This is a genomic window from Roseburia sp. AF02-12 (assembly GCF_003461765.1).
Classification (GTDB): domain Bacteria; phylum Bacillota; class Clostridia; order Lachnospirales; family Lachnospiraceae; genus Roseburia_C; species Roseburia_C amylophila.
In genome coordinates this window covers 71,119-93,286 of record NZ_QTXS01000003.1, presented here as the reverse complement: position 1 = coordinate 93,286, position 22,168 = coordinate 71,119, and the positions used below count along the sequence as shown (strand labels likewise).

20 protein-coding genes are annotated in these 22,168 nt (G+C 42.4%); 12 read left to right on the top strand and 8 right to left on the bottom strand.

What is annotated here, in order from left to right:
* Positions 1-19: 19 nt before the first annotated feature.
* From DV740_RS13605 to DV740_RS13590, 4 genes are all read left to right on the top strand, one after another.
* The gene (locus tag DV740_RS13605; protein ID WP_118088364.1) at positions 20-694 is read left to right on the top strand and encodes a response regulator transcription factor; all 675 of its coding nucleotides are present in this window, start codon (positions 20-22) and stop codon (positions 692-694) included.
* A gap of 8 nt (positions 695-702) precedes the next feature.
* Positions 703-2,025 (top strand): sensor histidine kinase, encoded by a 1,323-nt coding sequence (locus tag DV740_RS13600; RefSeq protein WP_118088363.1) that lies wholly within the window; start codon positions 703-705, stop codon positions 2,023-2,025.
* A 218-nt stretch (positions 2,026-2,243) separates the two neighbouring features.
* Positions 2,244-2,828: a manganese efflux pump MntP gene (locus tag DV740_RS13595; protein ID WP_118088362.1), complete on the top strand. Its 585-nt coding sequence runs from the start codon at positions 2,244-2,246 to the stop codon at positions 2,826-2,828.
* An 18-nt stretch (positions 2,829-2,846) separates the two neighbouring features.
* Entirely contained in the window at positions 2,847-3,815 is a 969-nt protein-coding gene (locus tag DV740_RS13590) for a calcium/sodium antiporter (RefSeq protein WP_118088361.1), read from the top strand.
* Between the two features lie 110 nt (positions 3,816-3,925).
* Here the strand turns inward: DV740_RS13590 and DV740_RS13585 are convergent, their stop codons facing one another.
* Complete coding sequence (locus DV740_RS13585; RefSeq protein WP_118088360.1) at positions 3,926-5,167, bottom strand: hypothetical protein; 1,242 nt, start codon at positions 5,165-5,167, stop codon at positions 3,926-3,928.
* 529 nt (positions 5,168-5,696) lie between these two features.
* Here DV740_RS13585 and DV740_RS13575 point away from each other — a divergent pair.
* The 4 genes from DV740_RS13575 (at position 5,697) to metG (ending at position 11,657) form a co-directional block, all read left to right on the top strand.
* Positions 5,697-6,062 (top strand): zinc ribbon domain-containing protein, encoded by a 366-nt coding sequence (locus DV740_RS13575; protein WP_118088358.1) that lies wholly within the window; start codon positions 5,697-5,699, stop codon positions 6,060-6,062.
* 126 nt (positions 6,063-6,188) lie between these two features.
* Entirely contained in the window at positions 6,189-7,391 is a 1,203-nt protein-coding gene (locus DV740_RS13570; RefSeq protein ID WP_118088357.1) for a BMP family ABC transporter substrate-binding protein, read from the top strand.
* A 10-nt stretch (positions 7,392-7,401) separates the two neighbouring features.
* On the top strand, positions 7,402-9,105 hold the full coding sequence (locus DV740_RS13565) for a methyl-accepting chemotaxis protein (RefSeq protein WP_118088356.1): 1,704 nt from the start codon (positions 7,402-7,404) through the stop codon (positions 9,103-9,105).
* Between the two features lie 551 nt (positions 9,106-9,656).
* Complete coding sequence (gene metG / locus DV740_RS13560; RefSeq protein ID WP_118088355.1) at positions 9,657-11,657, top strand: methionine--tRNA ligase; 2,001 nt, start codon at positions 9,657-9,659, stop codon at positions 11,655-11,657.
* Between the two features lie 75 nt (positions 11,658-11,732).
* On the opposite strand, the gene DV740_RS13555 is transcribed toward metG, so the two are convergent.
* The 5 genes from DV740_RS13555 to DV740_RS13535 form a co-directional block, all read right to left on the bottom strand.
* Positions 11,733-12,908 (bottom strand): ABC transporter permease, encoded by a 1,176-nt coding sequence (locus tag DV740_RS13555; RefSeq protein ID WP_118088354.1) that lies wholly within the window; start codon positions 12,906-12,908, stop codon positions 11,733-11,735.
* Entirely contained in the window at positions 12,895-14,064 is a 1,170-nt protein-coding gene (locus DV740_RS13550; protein WP_118088353.1) for an ABC transporter permease, read from the bottom strand. Before DV740_RS13550 ends, DV740_RS13555 begins: the two co-directional genes overlap by 14 nt.
* Positions 14,065-14,076: 12 nt before the next feature.
* The gene (locus tag DV740_RS13545; RefSeq protein ID WP_117697909.1) at positions 14,077-15,018 is read right to left on the bottom strand and encodes an ABC transporter ATP-binding protein; all 942 of its coding nucleotides are present in this window, start codon (positions 15,016-15,018) and stop codon (positions 14,077-14,079) included.
* A 455-nt stretch (positions 15,019-15,473) separates the two neighbouring features.
* On the bottom strand, positions 15,474-16,364 hold the full coding sequence (locus tag DV740_RS13540; RefSeq protein WP_118088352.1) for an ABC transporter permease: 891 nt from the start codon (positions 16,362-16,364) through the stop codon (positions 15,474-15,476).
* A gap of 3 nt (positions 16,365-16,367) precedes the next feature.
* Positions 16,368-17,279 (bottom strand): ABC transporter ATP-binding protein, encoded by a 912-nt coding sequence (locus tag DV740_RS13535; RefSeq protein ID WP_118088351.1) that lies wholly within the window; start codon positions 17,277-17,279, stop codon positions 16,368-16,370.
* A 170-nt stretch (positions 17,280-17,449) separates the two neighbouring features.
* Here DV740_RS13535 and DV740_RS13530 point away from each other — a divergent pair, with 170 nt between their 5' ends.
* The 4 genes from DV740_RS13530 to DV740_RS13515 all read left to right on the top strand — a co-directional run bounded on the left by DV740_RS13530 (position 17,450) and on the right by DV740_RS13515 (position 21,102).
* Positions 17,450-18,571 (top strand): sensor histidine kinase, encoded by a 1,122-nt coding sequence (locus DV740_RS13530; protein ID WP_118088350.1) that lies wholly within the window; start codon positions 17,450-17,452, stop codon positions 18,569-18,571.
* Entirely contained in the window at positions 18,568-19,185 is a 618-nt protein-coding gene (locus DV740_RS13525) for a response regulator transcription factor (RefSeq protein WP_117947493.1), read from the top strand. The genes DV740_RS13530 and DV740_RS13525 overlap by 4 nt, the downstream gene beginning before the upstream one ends.
* A gap of 18 nt (positions 19,186-19,203) precedes the next feature.
* Positions 19,204-19,980, top strand: coding sequence for a TatD family hydrolase (locus DV740_RS13520; RefSeq protein WP_117947494.1), 777 nt, complete (start codon positions 19,204-19,206; stop codon positions 19,978-19,980).
* A gap of 282 nt (positions 19,981-20,262) precedes the next feature.
* Positions 20,263-21,102: an Rpn family recombination-promoting nuclease/putative transposase gene (locus DV740_RS13515; protein ID WP_117947495.1), complete on the top strand. Its 840-nt coding sequence runs from the start codon at positions 20,263-20,265 to the stop codon at positions 21,100-21,102.
* Positions 21,103-21,294: 192 nt separating this feature from the next.
* Here DV740_RS13515 and DV740_RS15445 read toward each other — a convergent pair whose 3' ends face one another.
* Both DV740_RS15445 and DV740_RS13505 read right to left on the bottom strand, forming a co-directional pair.
* On the bottom strand, positions 21,295-21,516 hold the full coding sequence (locus DV740_RS15445; RefSeq protein WP_197420847.1) for a winged helix-turn-helix domain-containing protein: 222 nt from the start codon (positions 21,514-21,516) through the stop codon (positions 21,295-21,297).
* Positions 21,458-22,153, bottom strand: a complete 696-nt coding sequence (locus tag DV740_RS13505; RefSeq protein WP_118088349.1) for an aminotransferase class III-fold pyridoxal phosphate-dependent enzyme — start codon at positions 22,151-22,153, stop codon at positions 21,458-21,460. Before DV740_RS13505 ends, DV740_RS15445 begins: the two co-directional genes overlap by 59 nt.
* Between the last annotated feature and the right edge of the window lie 15 nt (positions 22,154-22,168).

Below are 22,168 nucleotides of genomic sequence, written 5' to 3'. Positions count from 1 at the left end.
AAGCCGGGAGGAAAATGCAATGGCACTTATTTATATCGTAGAAGATGATATAAACATACGGGAAATCGAACGTTATGCACTAAAAAACAGTGGTTTTGAAGTAGAGGAATTTGATAACGGAAAAGATTTCTTCCAGAGAGTGTCAGAGCAGGCACCATCCCTGATGCTGTTAGATATTATGCTGCCGGGAGAGGATGGACTGGAAATTTTAAGCCGTGTCCGGAAAAATCCGGCAACAGAAAAGACTCCTGTGATTATGGTAACGGCAAAGACCACAGAGATTGACAAAGTCCGTGGACTGGATACGGGTGCAGATGATTATATCAGTAAGCCTTTTGGCGTTATGGAGCTGATCTCCAGAGTGAAAGCATTACTCCGCCGCACCGAAAAGGAAGATGATGGTGATACATTAGCCTGTGGAAGCATAGAGATTGATAATAAGCGTCACAGCGTAACCGTTCAGGGAGAAACCTGTGAGCTTACTTTTAAAGAATTTGAACTATTAAAATACCTTATGATAAACCAGGGCATTGTATTATCCCGTGACAAGCTGATGAATCAGGTCTGGGGATTTGAATACGAAGGAGAAAGCCGTACTGTAGATATGCACATAAAGACGCTCCGGCACAAGCTTGGCGATGGCGGACAACAGATTAAAACCGTCCGCAATGTGGGCTATGTGATGGAGCCATAGGAGCATTCATGAAGAAAAAAATAAATATACGATTTATTATGATAGCAGCGCTTGCCATTGTGGTCACAGCGCTGTCTGCTATGTTAGTGTATTATAATATTTTAAAAGAGCAGGTATTTGGAGATTTGAAAGCCTATGCCCATGTGATAGAGCTTTTGAATATAGATGACCTTGCAGCGGGAATAGAAAAAGACCCGTATAATCCCATCGATGATGACCTTCGAATCACATTGATTGGAACAGATGGGGAAGTATTATATGAAAGTCTGTTAAATAAAGACGAGATGGACAATCATTATAAACGTCCGGAAATTATTGAAGCAAGGGAAAAGGGCGAAGGCGAAGCCGTCCGTTATTCGGCCACTTCCGGAACCCATACTTTTTACTATGCGGAGCGTTTACAGAATGGAAATGTGCTTCGAATCGGAAGGGATTCTGTCAGTGTAAACCGTATTATGGTAAATACTTTAGTGATTGTACTGGTAATTGCACTTTGTATCCTCTTTGTCTGTATGGGAATTTCCCATTATCTGACGAAGAAGCTGGTAGAGCCTATCGAGAAGCTGGCAACGAATATTATGCTGGTGGATGAAAATAATGTATATGAAGAAATCCGGCCTTTTGTGAATACTATTAAGGAGCAGCACGTCAATATTATCAATAATGCGCAGCTTCGCCAGGAATTTACCGCGAACGTATCCCATGAATTAAAGACACCGCTGACGGCAATTTCCGGTTATGCGGAGTTAATCGGAAACGGAATGACCGGTAAAGAGGATACCATCCGTTTCTCTAATGAGATACATTCCAATGCCAACCGGCTGTTAAGCCTGATTAATGATATTATAAAGCTTTCAGAACTGGATGAAGCAGACCACCAGATGGAAATGGAAAGAATCGACCTTTATAAACTGGCAGAGAACTGTGTGCAGATGATGCAGGTGACAGCAGAGAAGCAGGGAATCAGGCTGACGTTGCAGGGAGAAAGCACCATGGCCATGGCAAACAAGGGACTGATGGATGAAGTCTTTTATAATCTTTGCAGCAATGCCATCCGCTATAATAAGCCAGGCGGAAGTGTTACAGTAACGGTAGGAACAAAGGATGAGCGTCCGTTCTTAAGTGTAGCGGATACCGGAATCGGAATTCCAAAGGAATGCCAGGAACGTGTATTTGAGCGGTTTTACCGGGTAGATAAGAGCCGTTCGAAATCCACCGGCGGAACAGGACTTGGACTTGCCATTGTAAAGCATATTGTGGCACAGCATAATGCTGCCCTCCACTTGGACAGTGAGCTGGGTGAGGGAACCACCATAGAAATTGTATTTTAGGAAGAACAAGAATGGAAAGAATTGACATAAATTATCATTTAGCGTATATTTGAATAACAATCCGTGAGGGAGTAGTTCGCGTGAATACGTGATTTGTCAACAACCTCGGTCTGATGAAGGCCTGGCAAATCTTAATGAATGAGACTCATGTATGCAGCACAGGATAACTGCATACATGCAGTCTCATTTTAAATATACTATCGGAGGAAATTGTGTTTATGGTAATGTTCTTTACACTCTTACTGATGGGAGCAGGTCTTTCGATGGATGCTTTTGCAGTGTCTATTTGTAAGGGACTTTCCATGCGGAAGGTAAACAAAAAGCAATGTCTTGTAATTGGCTTATTCTTCGGAGGATTCCAGGCACTGATGCCATTTATTGGCTGGGTACTGGGAAGCCAGTTTGAACAGTATATTACAAGCATTGACCACTGGATTGCATTTATCCTGTTAGGATTTATCGGTGGAAAAATGGTAGTGGAAGCAATCCGGGAAAAGGATGAAGCAGTAGAAGTCGGGAAAATGGACCCGCCACTGGATTTCAAAGAGATGTTTATTCTGGCAATCGCAACCAGCATCGATGCCCTTGCCGTTGGAATCACATTTGCATTTCTGCAGGTGCCAATCGTTGAGGCAATTTCCATCATCGGAATTACGACCTTTGTGATTTCTGTCATTGGTGTGTATGTAGGAAACTTCTTTGGAAACAGATATAAGAAGAAGGCGGAATTGGCCGGCGGTATAATTCTTATCTTAATCGGACTTAAGATTTTGCTGGAGCATCTTGGAATTTTGGCATTTTAAAAGAAGGAGGAATATAATATGACAACAATCTGGACATATGTATTACTGGTAGTTGGTTTTGTACTGTTAATTAAAGGAGCAGATTTCTTTGTAGAAGGAAGCTCGGGAATTGCAAAGAAATTAAAGGTGCCATCGTTGATTATCGGACTTACGATAGTGGCAATGGGAACATCCCTGCCGGAATGTGCCGTCAGTGTGGCAGCAGCTATTTCCGGAAACAATGCCCTGGCAGTCAGTAATGTAGTTGGCTCAAATATCTTTAACCTGATGGTGGTTTGTGGCTTTTGTGCCGTAATTACACCACTTGCAGTAGGAAAAAAGACCTTAAAGCAGGAATTTCCGTTTTCTGTGCTTATGGCAGCCCTGCTTTTAGTGCTGGGTTACATTGGAATGAGCGTTGGCAGAATAGATGGTGTGATTTTATTGATTTTCTTTGCTCTCTTCATGTTCTGGATGGTGCGTTCTGCATTAAAGGCAAGAACAGCAGGAATTACAACAGATGCTTCTGAAGAAGCAGATGAGATTGAACGCGCAAAGCCAATCCCGGTATGGCTCTGTCTTGTATACATTGTAGGTGGAGCAGCAGCCATTGCATTTGGTGGCGACATGGTAGTAGACAGTGCGTCTGCTATTGCAGCAGCATTCGGTTTGAGCCAGAATTTAATCGGGCTTACGATAGTAGCAATGGGAACGTCATTACCGGAGCTGGTAACCTCTATTGTGGCAGCCCGTAAAAATGAAGTAGATATGGCTTTGGGAAATGTCATTGGTTCTAATATTTTCAATATCCTTTTTGTTCTTGGTATTGCCGCAGCCATAAGTCCGGTCGCCTTTATCATGGAAAATGTGATTGATATTGTAATCTTAATTGCAATGAGCATAATGGTACTGCTGTTTGCCTGGAGCAGGCAGAAAATAAACCGCATTGAAGGAGCAATTATGCTGCTTTCCTATGCGGGATATATGGTCTATATCTGTATGAGATAATATATTTGATAAGAAATAAGAAGCCCGTTATTGTGGGCTTCTTATTGTGTTATGCGCGCAGCAAAAATATCTGTAAGAAGCTGCCGGTGGCAGATTCTGCAGGATGCTGACTAATTTTCCGATTCTTCTAACTGGGAAAGTACATTGTTAAGCTGGAAGGTGGAGCTGTCTATCAGGTCCGGAATGGAACCTAAGTATTCCAGATGAAAGCCGGCATAGCGGAAGAAATAGGTTGTTCTTAATCCATCATCCGGGATGGCAAGCTCGATATATTCATCTGTTGTATCAAGGTCAATGAGATAATATTCATTTGTTATATCAGATGCAGCACTGCGGGACAGTGTAAAGTTGCCATTATAAAGCATTTCAGAATAATCTGTTCCATCTACCGTCAGGGTAGAAGAAAGCATTCCTGTTTCTTCGTTATAGGTCGTATTGTAATAAACAGCATCCATTTCTCCGTTTCCATCCATATCTGCAGATACGGCAGAGCCCATAAGAGCATTTAACTGGAAATTGCCCGTGTAATGATATTCCGGTCTAAGTGCATTGAGCTGCTGGTAAGGTACAGAAAATAACAGTGTCTCGGAATAGGATGGAGTAATAACACCGTCATTTGCAATAAAAGTAATTCCTGCTTTGGTAAAATACCAGTTGCCATCCATCAGTACATGTTCCAAAAGGTTCGCAGATACATCGGAGCCGTCATGTTTGGCAAGCTGACTGACTTTGCCGTAGTTCGGTAACAAAAGCTGCTGGTTAATAAAAGAAAGTGCACTGTTTATCAGGGCATTGGAATCTGTAGCAATATCAGAAAGAGAAAGTGTTTTGCCATTTTCCAGATCATAATTAAACCCACCATAAGCAGCACTGTGGGTCTCCTCACTGGTAAATTCTTTTCTGGTACTCTCAAAAGAGATAATCCGGCTGTCCTGTCTGGTACAGGAAAAATCCTCATCTAAGTGATAGGCGGAAAAGGAATCCGGTGACTCAGCAAAAGAAATTCTTGCGGAAAGCAGACTTTCTAATCGGGCATCCTGGAAAGCATCCAGTTCTTCGTTTAAAGATTGTGTAATGGTTTTGGAAATCTTTGGATGACCGTCTATGGTCACCATGGGTTTCTGATAGGAGGTATATAATAAAACAGTAGATAAATCATCGGCATGATAAGTCTCTGTTTTGGAATTAAATGTTATTGTTACCGAGTCATTCCGGGACTGTTCTGTTGACTCTTCTGTAGCGTCCGGCTGTTCACTGCCGGAATCCGTCTGTGCAGAAGACTGTTTCTTCCCACCACATCCGCAAAAGACCAGGGTGGCAATACAAATCAGGGCAATAAATCTTTGCTTCATAGAGATCTCCTTGTGGTTCGCATTCGTACCTAGAGTATAGCACATTTTATCTGGAAAAATCTTTAAAAAAGAATGAAGTTTTCCGGGGAAAGCGTTAGGGGGTGAAAGAAGCGTAATGTCCGTGCTGTTCAGTGAGTCCGAATGCGACATAAGGGCGGCAAGGGGCACTAAGAATTTCGAAGGGATATGAGATTGACTGGCAACCGGCGTAAATTCACATCCATGTTCATCTGCGCCTCACCGGCACGTCCCTGTGCCGGCGTTGCCTGGCACTATCCGAAATTCCAAGTGCCCCTAGCTGCTCTTATCATGCATCCGCACTTTGCTGAACAACACGGACATTTGGCATTCCAAGTGCCCCTTGCCGCCCTTTTATCGCGTCCGGACCCGGTAAACGGTGCAGACGTCCGTTTGACCAAAACTTTATTCTTTTTTAAGATTCCTTCGATTGAAAAGCAATATCAAGAGGTATATAATCAGGTAAAGTGCGGACGCACAGGGGAATATAGTAAGAACAGGAGGATACACAATGGATTTTTTTGACCGCATGGGAGAGAAACTGGTAACTGCAGGAAAGGATGTCACACAGAAGGCAAAGGATTTATCCGGAACTGCAAAGTTAAACTTTGACATCAAGGCAAAAGAGGATTTTATTGAAAAGCAGTATGTACAGATTGGAAAGCTTTATTATGAAGACCACAAGGAAGAAGCAGATGGTGCATATGGACAGCAGATGCAGGCAATTGCAGAGGCATTTGCAGCAATTGACCATATGAAAGAGGAAGTATTAAAGATTAAAGGAGCGCGTCAGTGCCCGCAGTGTGGCGCTACTGTGCCGGAGGACACAGAGTTCTGTGGAAAATGTGGAGCAAAACTGAATATCTTTGAAGATTAGTGGATAACCTACCCATTTGTTTTAGAAAAATAAGACAAATGGGTAGGTTGTTTTATGAAAAAACATAAGATATAATAAATGGTATACCAATAGGGAAGAGAAAGGTATAGGGAGGTGTAGCAATTTATGAAGAAACGAATGATAAAGCTGACCGGTGCTTTATTACTGGTAGCCAGCTTGGTTTTTTCCGGGTGCGGGAAAAGCACGCAGTTAGACGATTATGCTACCAATGAAGGCAGTGACAACGTAGAAGAAGGCACGGAAGCAGTGGCGGATAACACATCGGGTGATACCGGGGGGATACCGAAGGATGAGATTAAGGTAGGTGTCATTCATCTATCCGATCCGGCAGAGGGAAGTGGTTATACATATACCCATGATCTTGGTATTCAGGGAATGCAGCAGAACTTAAATCTTTCCGATGACCAGATTGTGCGTAAAATTAATATTTCGGATACTGATGCAGATGCAACCAAGGCAGCAATACAGGAATGCATTGACGAAGGCTGTAATATTATTTTCGCCACAAGCTGGGGGTATATGGAGACCACCGCAGAGATGGCAGAAGAATATCCGGATATTTATTTTTCCCATGGAACCGGATATATGAGCAACGGAAAGAACTTTAATAATTATTTTGGAAGAATTTATCAGGCACGTTACTTGAGCGGAATCGTAGCGGGCATGAATACAAAGTCCGATAAAATCGGTTATGTGGCAGCGATGGATTCAACTAATTCAGAGGTAACTGGTGGAATAGATGCATTTGCACTGGGAATATATTCTGTAAACCAGGACGCGAAAGTCTATGTAAAAGTTACAAACAGCTGGTTTGATCCGGACGGAGAGAAGGCGGCAGCAGAGACGCTTCTTAACATGGGCTGTGATGTCATTGCACAGCATTGTGATACAGAATATCCGCAGACATTGGCACAGGAAAAAGGTGTTTATAGTATCGGTTATAATTCTGATATGAGTAAAAATGCACCGGAGGCTTGTCTTTGCAGTGTTATCTGGAACTGGAGTGCCTATTATACATCAGCAGTGCAGAGTGTTATCGACGGAACATGGGATGGCAGCAATTATTATGGCGGAATGAATGAGAACCTGGTAGGACTTACGTCGCTTGCTGATTTCTGTGCAGATGGAACTGAGGAGAAAGTTGAGGAGGCAAAGGCAGCAATTCTTTCCGGGGAAAATGGCGTGTTTGATGGTGTAATTGAGACCAATACCGGAGAAACCGTAGGAAAAGAAGGAAAAACATTAGATGATGCGACAATTACCGGAGGAATAGACTGGTATTTTAAGACAGTTGAAGTGGTAGAGTAGGGGGAAGCAAATGAATCTAAAGAAAAAAATTCTGGCAATTACAATTGGACCGGTATTGATATTAGGAATTATCACCATACTATTTACCGTAACCATGGTAAAGAATTCCATGATGGATGAGATAAAGGATGCATTAAAGGGAACCGCTGCCGCAACGTTGGCAGCATATGACCAGAATACCGGAGATTATCTTGAGACCAGCAATGGGGACATTTGGAAGGGAAGTTACAATATTTCCAAATCAGAGAATCTGGTAGACCGGATTAAAGATAATACCGGAATGGATGTAACTTTTTTCTATGGAGATAAACGAATCATGACTTCAGCAACGGATGAGAATGGAAATCGTATCTTAAAATCCAAAGCAGGAGATGTTATTGTAGAAAAAGTATTAAATGGTGGAGAAGAATATTTCAGTGAAGCAGTATCTATAGAAGGAACTTTAAATTATGGTTATTTTATGCCGGTATACCAGAATGGCTCCGATACGGATATTGTGGGAATGGTATTCGTAGGAACCAATAAGCAGGATAAAGATGCTGTTGTAATGCGGCTTTTAGGATCGATTGTGGCAGCTGTGGCAGCAATTATGCTGGTCTGCCTGCTTGTCAGCACGAAGCTGGCAAGCACGATCAGTAAGAATATCAGAACCAGTATTAAAACAGTAGAGAAGATTGCAGCAGGCAATTTGAATGTGCAGGTGAATAAAAAGCTGCTTAAGAGTAAGGATGAAATCGGAGACCTTTCCAGAGTTACGATTACCCTGCGTGATGCGATGCAGCGGACAACACTTGAAATTAACCAGAATGTGCAGAAGTTGTTAGAGGCATCTTCTCTGCTTGGAACAGCGGCCGATAATACCAATGGAACCATGAATAAGGTGCGCACAGCCGTAAACCGTATTGTAGAAAATTCTACGGAGCAGGCAGAGAATTCAAAGAGTACCTCAGAACATATGCGGCTGATGGGAGATAATATAACAGAGACTTCTGCTGAGGTGGAGGCATTAAACAGCAATGCGGCATTTATGCATGAATCCAGTGAAAAAGCAGCGGAGACACTGGCAAATCTCCAGCGCATCAATGGCGAAGTAGAGCAGATTATCGGAGAAGTACAGGAGCAGACCAACCGTACCAACGATTCTGTCCAGCAGATTTACAAAGCAACCGCATTTATCGCATCGATTGCAGAAGAGACAGATTTACTTAGTCTGAATGCATCCATAGAGGCAGCCAGAGCAGGAGAGAACGGAAAAGGATTTGCCGTAGTTGCAGAACAGATTAAGAAATTATCTGAGCAGTCCAACCAGTCCAGCAACGAAATTGAAGAGACTGCCATGATGTTAAGTGAGGATTCCCAGAAGGCTGTAGAGATTATGCAGAAGATGCAGGAAATCATTATGAGCCAGAGCGAGAGCATGCAGGATACCCAGAAGGTAGTGGAAGAGGTTGTGGCACAGATAGCCAATTCCATGCAGAGCATCCAGCAGATTAAAGAGACCACAGAGCATCTTGCGAATGTGAGAAATGAAGTTCTGCAGGCAGTTGAGACTCTTTCTAATATTGCACAGGACAGCGTATCTGGAACGAAAAAGACTTACGAAGATACCGAAGAAGTTGTAGATACCTTTAAGCAGGTATACATGAGTGCGGAGCAGCTTCGTGAGATTGCAGATAAGCTGGCAGGAAGCGTCCAGTATTTCCATGTGGAATAAGTTTCCAAAGGTTGACTTTTCAAATAAATTGTGTTAGTTTTACACCTAGATGATAAACGCAAGGAAGAAGAGAGTACATCTATCGGAATTGTACAGAGAGTTCCAATAAACCGCAGGGTTTAGCTGAGATGGAATCAAGGGTGATAGATGGAAGATGGCTTTGGAGTGGCGGGGCTGAATCCTAAGAGACAAGGCTTCGACAGGACCGCCTGTTATAGCGGGAAGTATTGCAGGATACTTCATGAGGCACATATTGTAAGGTATGTGTAAAATAGAAGTGGTAACACGGATAACACCCGTCTTCTTTCATTAGAAGGCGGGATTTTTTTTTCGCGAGTAGCGATGAAAATGCCGTGCTTGCACGAGCATTTGAGGAGCACCGCGAAAACCTGTGAAACGAAGTTTCTCAGGTCGCGAGTAGCGAAGCAGCTCGCAGGAACGCTTGAGAAATACCGCGAAAACCTGTGAAACGAAGTTTCTCAGGTCGCGAGTAGCGAAGCGGCTCGCAGGAACGCTTGAGGAGCACCAAAAGTATAAAAAGGAGAATGAAGATGAGCAGCAAAGGAAAGTTTTACATGACCACCGCGATTGCCTACACATCAGGTAAACCGCACATTGGAAACACTTATGAGATTGTACTGGCAGACGCAATCGCAAGATACAAGAGACTGGAAGGCTATGATGTATATTTCCAGACCGGTACCGATGAACATGGACAGAAGATTGAATTAAAGGCAGAAGAAAAAGGAATTACACCGAAGCAGTTCGTAGACGAAGTTGCCGGAGAAGTAAAGAGAATCTGGGATCTGATGAATACTTCTTATGATAATTTCGTGCGTACTACCGATGAAGACCATGAGACACAGGTTAAGAAGATTTTTAAGAAACTTTATGATAAAGGTGATATTTATAAGGGTTCCTATGAGGGACTTTACTGTACTCCATGTGAGTCTTTCTGGACAGAATCCCAGCTGGTAGATGGAAAATGTCCGGACTGTGGACGTGAAGTACAGCCGGCAAAAGAAGAAGCATATTTCTTTAAAATGAGCAAATATGCGGACCGGTTAATCGAATATATCAATGAGCATCCGGAGTTTATCCAGCCGGTATCCCGTAAGAATGAGATGATGAATAACTTCCTGCTTCCGGGACTTCAGGATTTGTGCGTATCCAGAACCTCATTTTCCTGGGGAATTCCGGTAGATTTTGATCCAAAGCATGTAGTATATGTATGGCTGGATGCACTGACCAACTACATTACCAAGATTGGCTATGATGCAGATGGCAATTCTTCCGATTTATTCAAGAAGAACTGGCCGGCAGATTTACACTTAATCGGAAAAGATATCATCCGTTTCCATACCATTTACTGGCCGATTTTCTTAATGGCATTAGACCTGCCATTGCCAAAACAGGTATTTGGACATCCATGGCTGTTACAGGGTGGAGAGAAAATGAGCAAATCCAAGGGAAATGTTATTTATGCTGATGATATGGTAGACCTCTTTGGTGTAGATGCAACCCGTTATTTCGTATTACATGAGATGCCATTTGAAAATGATGGAATCATTACCTGGGAGCTGGTTGTAGAGCGTTTCAATTCCGACCTTGCCAACATCCTTGGAAACCTGGTAAGCCGTACCATTTCCATGAGTAATAAATATTTTGACGGTGTCGTAAAGAGTACCGGAGTCACAGAAGAAGTAGATAATGACTTGAAGGCAGTCGTAACCGGTGCAAGAGATAAGATTGCAGATAAGATGTCCGGACTTCGTGTGGCAGATGCCATTACAGAAGTATTTAACGTATTCCGCCGCTGCAACAAATATATTGATGAAACAGCCCCTTGGGTACTGGCAAAGGATGAAGCAAAGAAAGACCGCTTAAGCGAAGTGCTTTATAATCTGACCGAGTCCATCGCTATCGGTGCAAGCCTTTTAGCAAGCTTCCTACCGGAGACTGCAGAGAAAATCGCAGCGCAGCTTAATACAGGACTGCGTGGATTTGATGAGCTGAATCAGTTTGGGCTTTATCCAAATGATAATAAAGTAACGGGGAAACCGGAGATTCTCTTCGCAAGATTAGACCCGAAGGAAGTAATGCCGAAGGTAGAAGCAATCCGCGCTGCCCAGAAAGCAGAATTCGAAGCAGAGCAGAAAGCATTAGGCAAAGAAGTTGAGACAGAAGCAAAAGCAGATGCCGCTGTCATCGACATTGAGCCAAAGGAAGAAATCACTTATGATGATTTTATGAAAATGCAGTTCCAGGTTGGTGAAATCATCGAGTGTAAGGCAGTAGAGAAATCCAAGAAATTATTGTGTTCACAGGTAAGAATCGGAAGCCAGGTAAAACAGATTGTATCCGGTATCCGCAAACAGTACACACCGGAAGAAATGGTCGGCAAGAAAGTTATGGTATTAGTAAACTTAAAACCGGCAAAACTTGCTGGTGTATTATCTGAAGGAATGTTACTTTGCGCAGAGGATGAAAATGGAGAATTAGCACTTCTGACACCGGAAAAGGATATGCCGGCAGGAGCAGAAATCTGCTAATTATAAGATTTTCAGATTAGCTATATAAAGAACCCCCGGAAGAACCATTGCAAATTGGTTTTTCCGGGGGTTCTATTATGCGTTGCGGCTGCGTTTCTGGTATTTGCTGGAAACCAGATAAATACAGAATATTGCGACGAAGAAGCCAAACTGGATACCGATAAAGCGCCAGTATTTCGCAGTGGTAAGTATTTCATCCGATATACCGCCCAGCATGGAATTGAGGCGGATATACCAGTAGGTTGGAAGAAAATGCGCCACAGCAAGAACACCTTTTCCCAAAAGGTATTGCGGAACGAAGATTCCGGAGAGGAAACTCAATCCCAGGGAGGCAACATTTGCAATCATACTGAGGGACTGCTGTTTGAGTGCAAAAGTACTTACAAGGAGCGTAAGTGCTATGGAAAACAGCAGAACCATGGCACTGTTTAAAAGAGAGTGGAGTCCGTTTATCGAGAACAGAGTGTCTGGTCCGTAGATAAAAAGTGCAGTCAGGATAAAGAGCAGCCATACAAAGAGACTGAATACGATACATCCTAAAGTAATCTGCGCATTTCTGGACTTTAAGGAAAGAGAGGAGCAGGAAATCCTTGCACCTAAATCTTTCTGGTTAAAGGTCATCAGAATCGGAGTCATACCAAGTAACAGCATATTAATGAGCACATAAGGAAGATACTGGAAGAAATAGGTAAGTCCAATCTGTGCACCATCCGTTTCCTTTTCTTCAAGCTTAAGAACCGTAGTATCGTTTCCTTTGGAAAGTGATTCACTGGATTTTGTTACTGCTTCGGAAAGAGAGAAGCCACCAGCCATAAATAAGCGGACACTGGAAAGATACTCAGTTACCTGCTGGTCTACAAAATAGCCATTGGAGTTGTCCTTTCGCATGGAAACCGGAAGGAAATCTCTGGCATCAGAATCAGTAAGCTGTTCTTCAAAGCCTTCCGGGATGGTTAAAATATAGTCAACCTTTTGATAATAAAGGGCATCCTGTAAAGTCATAGTATCCGTATCCTTTAAAGTGACCGGATTGTGCATGGAGGAAAGATAATCACTTAAAGCGTGGCTTGCAGTGCTGTCATCCTCGTCAATAATATAAATGTCTGCCTTTGTGGCAGTAAAAGAAGTTTCATGGTCGGATGCTCCGATTTTACTCATGGCAATTACAACAACGGTAAAAATAATATAGTATAAAAGCACCGAAGGAAATTTCTTCTTTGCAATTTTCAGAAAAGTTTTAAATACTTGCATATCTTTTCCTCCTTGTCAGTAAGAATCCACCCAAACAGAAGAGAGCGGAAATGCCAACCAATGTCAGAATACATTGGTAATAATGGTTTAGGTTATCCTGAATGCCCAGTGTATAGAAGGCACGGGAAATCAGGGCAGCCGGTGAAATCCGGTTGATAACCGGGCAGGTATTCTCGACAATGATCCACATATTTCCAACCATAAGCCCGCTTAAGAAGCAAAGCAGCAGACTGCCGGAGACAAGAATTCCCTGTTTCGTTCCCTCGGAAAAGGCTCCGATGGCACCTACGAAAAAGCCCATGGTAGTTCCGGTCAGACAGCCGACAAATACCGTCAGGATTGCCAGTGGGAGATGGTAGGTTAAATCAATCTTAAGCACCAGTACAATAAATGCAAAGGAAACCAGATTACAGATAAACTGGAATATCACATTGGAAAAAAGCTCTGCTATAATGACCTTCATTTTATGAACCGGAGAGATATTGCGTCTTGCACCAATGGCGGAGAGATTTCCCTGGTTATTGAGGGAAATATACAGTCCGGAAAGGCTGGTAAAGAGGCATGCCATAGCCATCAGATTGTAAAAGTACTGTGTATAAGTATCGGTATTATGTTTGTTTAAAGAAACTTCTTTGGTATAAGTAACCTGCTCAGAGAGACTTTGAAGCAGTGCTTCTAAGTTCTCCGGGTGATTTTTTGCAGTATCCGCAATGGCAGAAACCGAGGAATTGTACTGCTTTACAAATGCCTGCAAAATACTCTGATTCATGCGGACGGTATCAGAGCTGGAAGAAGAAACCGTAAGGGAAAGTGTGACTGTATCAGATGCAGAATCATCTGTATACAAAATGCCATCCACTGTCTGGTCCTTTAACAGGGAAACGGCTTTTTCTTCTGTGCAGTAGGTTGGAACAAAGAGGGCAACGCCATCTTTTAATTCCGTTTTTTCTAAAAAGGTCTTGATATTTTTTAATGCATCCGAATTATTTTCTTCTACAACAGCAATGGAAACCGGCTTTTGTATTTCGGAACTGCTGATATTGGAAAATGCTACCTTGAACATAATGCCAAGCAGAATCGGAAAAAGCAGTATCCAGAACATCTGCTCCCTATTTCTAAGGAGAATCCGGAAATGATATTTCATGATTTGAAGCATATCTTTTTCCTCCTAGTCTCTTAATTCTTTGCCGGTAATCTCTAAGAATACGTCATTTAAGGTCGGAAGCTCGGAATACACTTTTCCGAAGGTAATCTCATGCTGCTGCAGATAATCCAGCACATGAATGAGATTGTGGCTTCCACCGCTGCATAAAACAGTCAGCATGTGATTTTCGTAAGTCACTTCATAAACATGTTTTAAAGCACGGATTTCATCGATTGCTGCATCCGGCAGGTCTAAGATATCAATGGAAATGCTTTCGCTCTTCTTAATCATCTGCTTTAATTCATCCTTCGTGCCGATGGCAAGATTTTTTCCTTTGTCCATAATGGCAATCCGGGAACAAATCTGCTCCACCTCTTCCATGTAATGGGAAGTGTAAATGATGGTGGCACCGTTCCGGTTCAGCTCCACGATTCCCTCAAGAATCTTATTCCGGCTCTGCGGGTCAACGGCAACGGTCGGCTCATCCATGATAATCAGCTTTGGTTTATGGGCAATGCCGCAGGCAATATTTAACCGCCTTAAAAGTCCGCCGGATAATTTCTTCGGAAAGAATTTACGGAAATCATCTAAGCCTACAAAAGCAATGGCTTCCTCTACATACTGTTTCCGGAGTGCTTTATCTTTTACATAAAGCCCACAGAAATAATCAATGTTTTCATATACCGTCAGTTCATCCACTACGGCAACGTTCTGCATAACAACGCCGATTTGCCGCTTTAGGTCATAACTATCCGGGTTCATCTTTTTCCCAAATACTTCAATGTTTCCTTTGTCATAGGAAAGCAGGGAAAGAAGGCAGTTGATGGTCGTAGTCTTGCCGGAACCGTTTGGACCGAGCAGACCGAAAATCTCACCTTCTTCAATCTCTAAGTTAAAGTGGTCTAATGCTACAAGCTCTTTGTAGCGTTTCACCAGGTTTTCTATTTTTACAACTGGGGTACTCATAGGTTTCCTCCTTTTTTAGGTTGATTGGTTGTGCAGGCGATTGCGAGAGGAGAAAAGAAATTTATAAAAACTGTTTTGCTGTGTTACATCAAAAGCACTGGAGTGTTCGTCGAAACCGGATACTGCATGATGCTTGAAAAGGGGCACTAAGAATTTCGAAACATGAGTAGTTTTTTCGGCAACCGGCGCAAATTCGCATCCATGTTCATATGCGCCTCGCCGGTACATCCCTGTACCGGCGTTGCCGGATATTGGGCGAAATTCCAAGTGCCCCTAACAAGCCTCATAAGGTATCCGTATTCCGATGAACGCTCCAGCGCTTTTGCCAGACATTGGCAAGCCAGCTTCTTTATGAAATTTTCTCTTCTCGCAATCGCCTATAACTTAAGTATAGGGAAAAGAGGTACAGAAGGTAAGTGCATTCTGTCAGGAAATAAAATGACATTTGTCATATCTTAACGTTCCTGTTGTCTTTTCCTTGAAAGAATAGCCGTTGCAAGACCAAGGAAGATAAGACCTGAGATAAACATATATAGTATTTTCATATGAGGGGAAAGAGTGGCATTTCCAAAAGAAATGGTAAGTCCCATATAATCCGCATATCCGGTCTTTATTTCGGAGGGGCAATGAAACCATTGCAATTCCTGATTCATCCAGATTTCACGAATGGCGGAAGCCCCCTGAAAGGCTGGAAGAAAGCGGATGATATATTTAAGAGTCTGGGGCATATTGCCGTATGGAACATAAATTGCAGCAAAAAATCCAATCAGAGTACCCAAAAGCGTGGTCAGACCATTGAATGCACTATTGGTATGAATAAAAGAAGCGCATAAAAAGACAAAGGAAGCAGAGGAAAAAATAATTGCAAGAAGTGCAAAGAGAATTTCTAAAGTATCATGGGCAGTTATAAAGGAGCCATTAGCAATACCAAGATAGATGACTCCGATTATCAATGTGAGCAGGCACATGATAAAGGAGACAATAATTGCAGCAATGACATAACCTGCAACATAGTATCCGCGTTTTACGGGTGCAACAAAAAATGCAGATATCTTACCGGATTCCTCATCTCTTACCATGGTTCCCACCAGAGTCATGGAAATGCTTACGGCATTGACAACCAGGATACCGGCAGTGGTCCAGATAATGATGAGCGAAGATGCATGAACAGCTTCGTATTTCAGACCGGTTCCGAGAACCTGAATTGTGGAATCAATATTTCCCTGTCCGAGAAATGCAATCATAAGGGTTAACACAATAAGAGTAGAAAGAAGAGAAAAGAATACACTGATTCGGTCTCGGAAATAAAGTAAGATATTACGTTTTATAAATGAAATTAGTATCATAGGTTAATCCTCCAGTTTTTTTCCTGTTATTTGAATAAAAGCATCATCCATACTGCCTTGAATAATTTCAATGCCATCATAGGGAGTGGTTATCTGGGGCATGATATGCAAAGCATCTTTGGTAGTAGATAGGGAAATTGCAATTCCGTTAGGGAGACGATAAGAAGCCAGTGAAAGAGCAGCCAATTCCCGGTTCAATGGTGTAATTTTGTCAGTATAGATTTTTAAAGTATCGGAAGCATATTTATTTTTTAACTGGGATGGAGAGCCGGAAGCAATGATTTTTCCGGCATCCATAATGCAAAGTTGTTGTGCCATAGAGGCTTCTTCCATATAGTGTGTGGTGAGAAAAATTGTCATATGGCGCTTTAACCGGAGACTTTCCAGACAGTCCCACATAAGTTTTCTGGTCTGCGGGTCAAGCCCGGTAGAAGGCTCATCTAGAAATAATATTTCAGGAGTATTCATGAGTGCCCGGGCAATTTCGCAGCGTCGTTTCTGACCACCGGATAATTTACGAAAAGGTCGTGATAATAAATTTTGAATGTTAAGAATTTCGGCAATCTCATAGAGATTTTTTTGAACCGTCTTTAAATCTTTTTCATATAGAAAGCCTCTCATCAAAAGATTTTCTTTTACTGTCAGATAATCATCTAAAGTATTATTCTGAAAAACAACTCCAATTTTATTGCGGATGGCATCGGCTTCTTTTAAAGCATCGTAATCACATATTTTGACAGTTCCTGTAGTTGCTTTCAGTAAGGTACAAAGAATATGAATTGTAGTGGATTTTCCGGCACCATTTACACCGAGCAGTCCAAATAAATCTCCTTTTTTAACAGAAAAAGAAATATCATCTACTGCTTTTATATCGGAATAATATTTTTTCAAGTGTGAAATTTGTATTGCATCCATGTTATGCCTCCTGTAGATAGAGATAAATAATAGCGGTTTTATAAATGTAGTATAGTAGAGTGAGCGGAGGACTGGTAAGTGCATTCTGTCAGGAAATAAAATGACATTTGTCATATCTTAGGAAAAATGATACAGTAAATGCAGTAGAACCCTAAGGAAGGGGAAGAAGAATGTTAAGAATACTGGATAAGTTACTTCTTTTTGCCATGTGCAGCTGCCTTATTTTCCATTTAGAGGGAGACTACCGCAGAGTTGTAATCTTCATCATTGGTCTGATTGTGGCAGCGTTGACTCTTTATATTGAAAACCGGAAAGTCATTGGCGCATTGCTGATAGCAATGGCAGTATTGTGCCTAATTGAGCCGGGATTTACCTTTTTGCTGCCGCTGGTGTTTTTTGACAGCTTCTGGTTTGGCCTGTGGTGGGGTATGGGATTTGCAGTTTTATTCTTTTATGCACTGCCGGTGTACCAGCCATGGATGACAGCCATCTGGCTCTTTTTGTCATTGGCAGCGGTGCTGTTGGCTTATTGCACCAGACAGGCAACGGAGCTAAAGCGGAATCTGATACGACTTCGGGATACCAGCACAGAGTTAAGCCTTGTGATGCGGGAGAAGAACCGCAAGCTTTTAGAGGAACAGGATACAGAAATCTATATGGCAACGCTAAAAGAGCGGAACCGGATTGCAAGAGAAATCCATGATAACGTGGGACATATGCTGTCCCGGGCAATTCTTCAGATGGGAGCACTGAGCACCGTATATGAGGAGGAGCCGCTGCATGGTCAGCTTTTAAAGGTAAATGATACCTTAAATCTTGCCATGAATAATATCCGGGAAAGTGTGCATGATCTGCATGATGATTCCGTGGATTTAAAGCAGGCATTATTAGAGGCAACCCGTGAAATGAAGCAGCATTATCATCTGGATTTAGAATACGATATGTCACAGAATGTTCCACGAAAAGTCAAATATTGTTTTATCGCAGCCGTAAAAGAAGCAATGTCAAATATTGTCAAATACAGCAACGGTGACCGGATTGAGATTGTTCTCAGGGAACATCCGGCACTGTATCAGATGACCATCGAGGACAATGGTACGGATGAGGAAAAGCAGAAAAAGGCAACGGAGCAGATGCGGGAAGAAAAGGATGACCTTAAGAGTGCAGCCGGAGGCATGGGACTTTCGAATATGCGGGAACGTGTGGAGTCGCTGGGCGGAAGCATTCATGTAAACTGCGAAAAAGGTTTTAAAATATTTATATCAATTCGAAAGAAAGAGGAGGCAGTATGAGAGTCCTGATAATAGATGATGACGAAGATGTGGTATTTTCCCTGCAGACCATTCTCTGCGCCAAGGGAGTGGAGGTAGTTGGAACAGGCACCGATGGAAGTGAAGCGGTAAAATTATATGAAGAGCTTCAGCCGGACATTTTATTAATGGATATCCAGATGAAGCCAATGAATGGTCTGGATGCGGCAGAGCAGATTCTTGCAGAAGACAAGACGGCAAGGGTGCTGTTTCTGACCACATTTTCCGATGATGAATATATTGTGGAGGCGTTACGAATCGGTGCGAAAGGCTATTGCCTGAAGCAGGATTTTGCAGCAATTGTTCCATCGTTAAATGCAGTCATGAGCGGACAGAGCGTTTTTGGTGGGGAAATTGTGAATAAGCTTCCGGTTCTGATGCAGAATAAGGAAAGCTTTGACTATGCCAGCTATGATATCAGTGAAAAAGAGCAGGAAATCATTCACCAGGTGGCACTTGGATGCAGCAACAAGGAAATCGCGGAAGCATTATTCTTAAGTGAAGGAACTGTCCGCAACTATATCAGCAGCATATTAGAAAAGCTGTCCCTAAGAGACCGGACGCAGCTGGCGGTATTTTATTACCAGCATTTGTAAAATAGAAAGAGGATTTTTATGATTTTTGAGACACATGCACATTATGATGATGAGAAATTCAAAGAGGACAGAGAACAGCTTGTTTCTTCTCTTCCGGAGCAGAACATAAAGCGGGTAATTAACGTAGGCGCAGACTTTGCCGGCTGCGTGGATAGCGTAGCACTGGCAGAGAAATACGATTATATTTATGCAGCAATCGGAATTCATCCAAGCAATATCGAAGATGCAACGGAAGAAAATTTAGCATGGATAAAGGGAAAGGCTTCCTGGGAGAAAACCGTTGCCATCGGAGAAATCGGGCTTGATTATTATTGGGATAAGGAGCCAACAGTGCAGCAGGCACAGCGGGAAATATTCTGCCGCCAGCTTGCACTGGCAAAAGAAATGAGTCTTCCGGTTATCATTCATTCCAGAGATGCCGCAGAGGATACCATGAAAATTATGCAGCAGGCCCATAAGGATGACATTCCGGGTGTCATTCATTGTTATTCTTATTCCAAGGAAATGGCGAAAGAATATGTGAAAATGGGATATTATATTGGTGTCGGCGGTGTAGTTACCTTCAAAAATGCAAAGAAGTTAAAGGAGACCGTGGCAGAAATCGGACTGCCTCACATTGTATTGGAAACTGACTGTCCCTATATGGCACCGGAACCGCATCGTGGCACCCGGAACGATTCAAGGAATCTTATTTATGTAGTAAAAACCATTGCCGAACTGACCGGAACAACACCGGAAGAAGTGGAAACAGTTACCTGGGAAAATGCCAGAAAATTATTTGGAAAAGTGAAGTAGCCTTCCTGTCAGAAGGGAATCGGATTTTATAAATATTTTACTGTCAATAAATATTTTACTTGTATTATAAATATGCATTTGTTACAATCAACACAAAGCATATATTCTGATTTTCGAGTGGAAAAAGCCAATCTAAATTTCTAGTATCAATTCAATGAATTCTATGCTTTTAAATTCTAATTACAATTTACGAACGCATAGTGCATTGAATAAGCGGAATTTCAGAATCGGAACAGGATATGTAATCCTGCTTTTCCTTGCATTATGGGAAAAGGAGGAAATATGAAAACTTTAGAAGAGCTGAATCTGGTGGATGACTTTCTGGTAAATAGCCTGACCAGTCACAAAATTTATGGGGAACAGTCGGCGAGGTATATTTTGGAGTGTATTCTACACCGGCAGATAGGAAAGCTTACGGTAGTGCCGCAGCGTTTCTTCTGCGGAGAAAATTTGGAAACCCACGGCATTCGGCTGGATGTATATCTGGATGAGGAGAACGGAGAAATCTTTGATATAGAACCAGACCAGAATGGTGGAAAAGAAGAAATCATATCATTACCACGGAGAGTCCGGTTTTACCATGCGAAGATTGATGCAAGCAATCTGAATGCAGGTGATACATATGGGAGTCTTCGGAATGTCATCGTAATTTTTATTACAACTTATGACCCCTTTGGACTGAATCGTATGGTGTATACAATCAAGAATGGTTGTATCGAAGTGCCGGAATTAGAGTATGAGGATGGCGCACAGACCATATTCCTGTATACAAGAGGAAGGGAAGGAAACCCGCCGGAGGAATTAAAACAGCTACTACATTACATGGAGCATTCATCCATAGAGAATGCTTCCACCGAGAGTCTGAAAAAGTTACACCGGATGGTAACAGCAGTCAAGCGGGATGGAGAGGTAGGTCTTGCATATATGAAGAGTTTTGAGAGAGAAGAGAGGATTCGAAGACAGGGCGAAGAAGAAGGAAGAAAAGCTGGACTGGAAGAAGGCATTATAAAACTCAGCCGTAAACTAGGAAAAGAAGATACGGAAATTCTGTCATTATTGCAGGAAGAACTGCAGATAGATGAAGAGCAGGCGAAACTTATATTGGAAAAATATCAGCAATAAGTAAATAAAAAGGGGCAGCACTCCTACTGGAGTAGCTGCCTGATTAATTCTAAGTGTAAGTGGATAGCCATTTTATAAGCATCCATATCCCGGTTCTTAAGGGATAATAAAATTTGTTCATGCTCTTGCTGTGCAGTAATTCTTCCATAAGAGGTATTCCCTTCACCATAATAAATCGATTTACTGATCAGGTTATTCAGTGTCATATAGAAGACACGAAGCGGAAGTGTTCAGGGCAGATTCAACCATATCTACAAGATCCGTTTCATTTGGAAGCGTAACATAATTGCCTTTGCCGATTACATTCGTAACCAGTTTTTTCTCGGTAAGAATCTTGATGGCTTCCCGGATGACATTACGGCTGACTCCATATTGTGTTGCAAGAACACGCTCGGAAGGCAGACAGTCCCTCATCGATTTCTTCTTTTTTGACATTTAATGGAGTGGCAAACCGCATACCATTTCCATTTACGCCACAGTTTAAGGTGAGCATATGGCGTTCTAAGCAGCCTTTCTTTACTTTTGCCCAGATGTCTGGTGCCGGGGAGCCATCCTTATGGGAAAATTCAATGGCAACCATAAGACCGATACCACGGACATCGGAGATGCAAGGATTTCCGCCAAAAGTGGTTCCATGGGTACCAACCGGCCATTTATCCATAATTTCCGGGGTGGAAATCACGGCACTCATTGGAAGACCGCCTGCAATGGCTTTACCAACTGTCATAATATCAGGTACAACGTCGAAGTTCTGGCTTGCCCACATTTTGCCGGTACGTCCGTAGCCACACTGGATTTCGTCGAAAATCAGGAGAATACCATGTTTATCACAAATTTCACGGACACTCTGTACGAATTTTTTGGAAGGAACGACATAGCCGCCTTCGCCCATAACCGGCTCCATATAAATACAGGCAACATCTTCCGGATAGACAACATATTTCAATAATTTATTCAGCTCAAACAGTGCATAATCGGTACGCTCTTCTTCTGTCATACCGGCAGGACACAGATCTTTTCCAGGATATGGCGCAAAGTAGACATTATCCAGTTTATGGTTTCATCT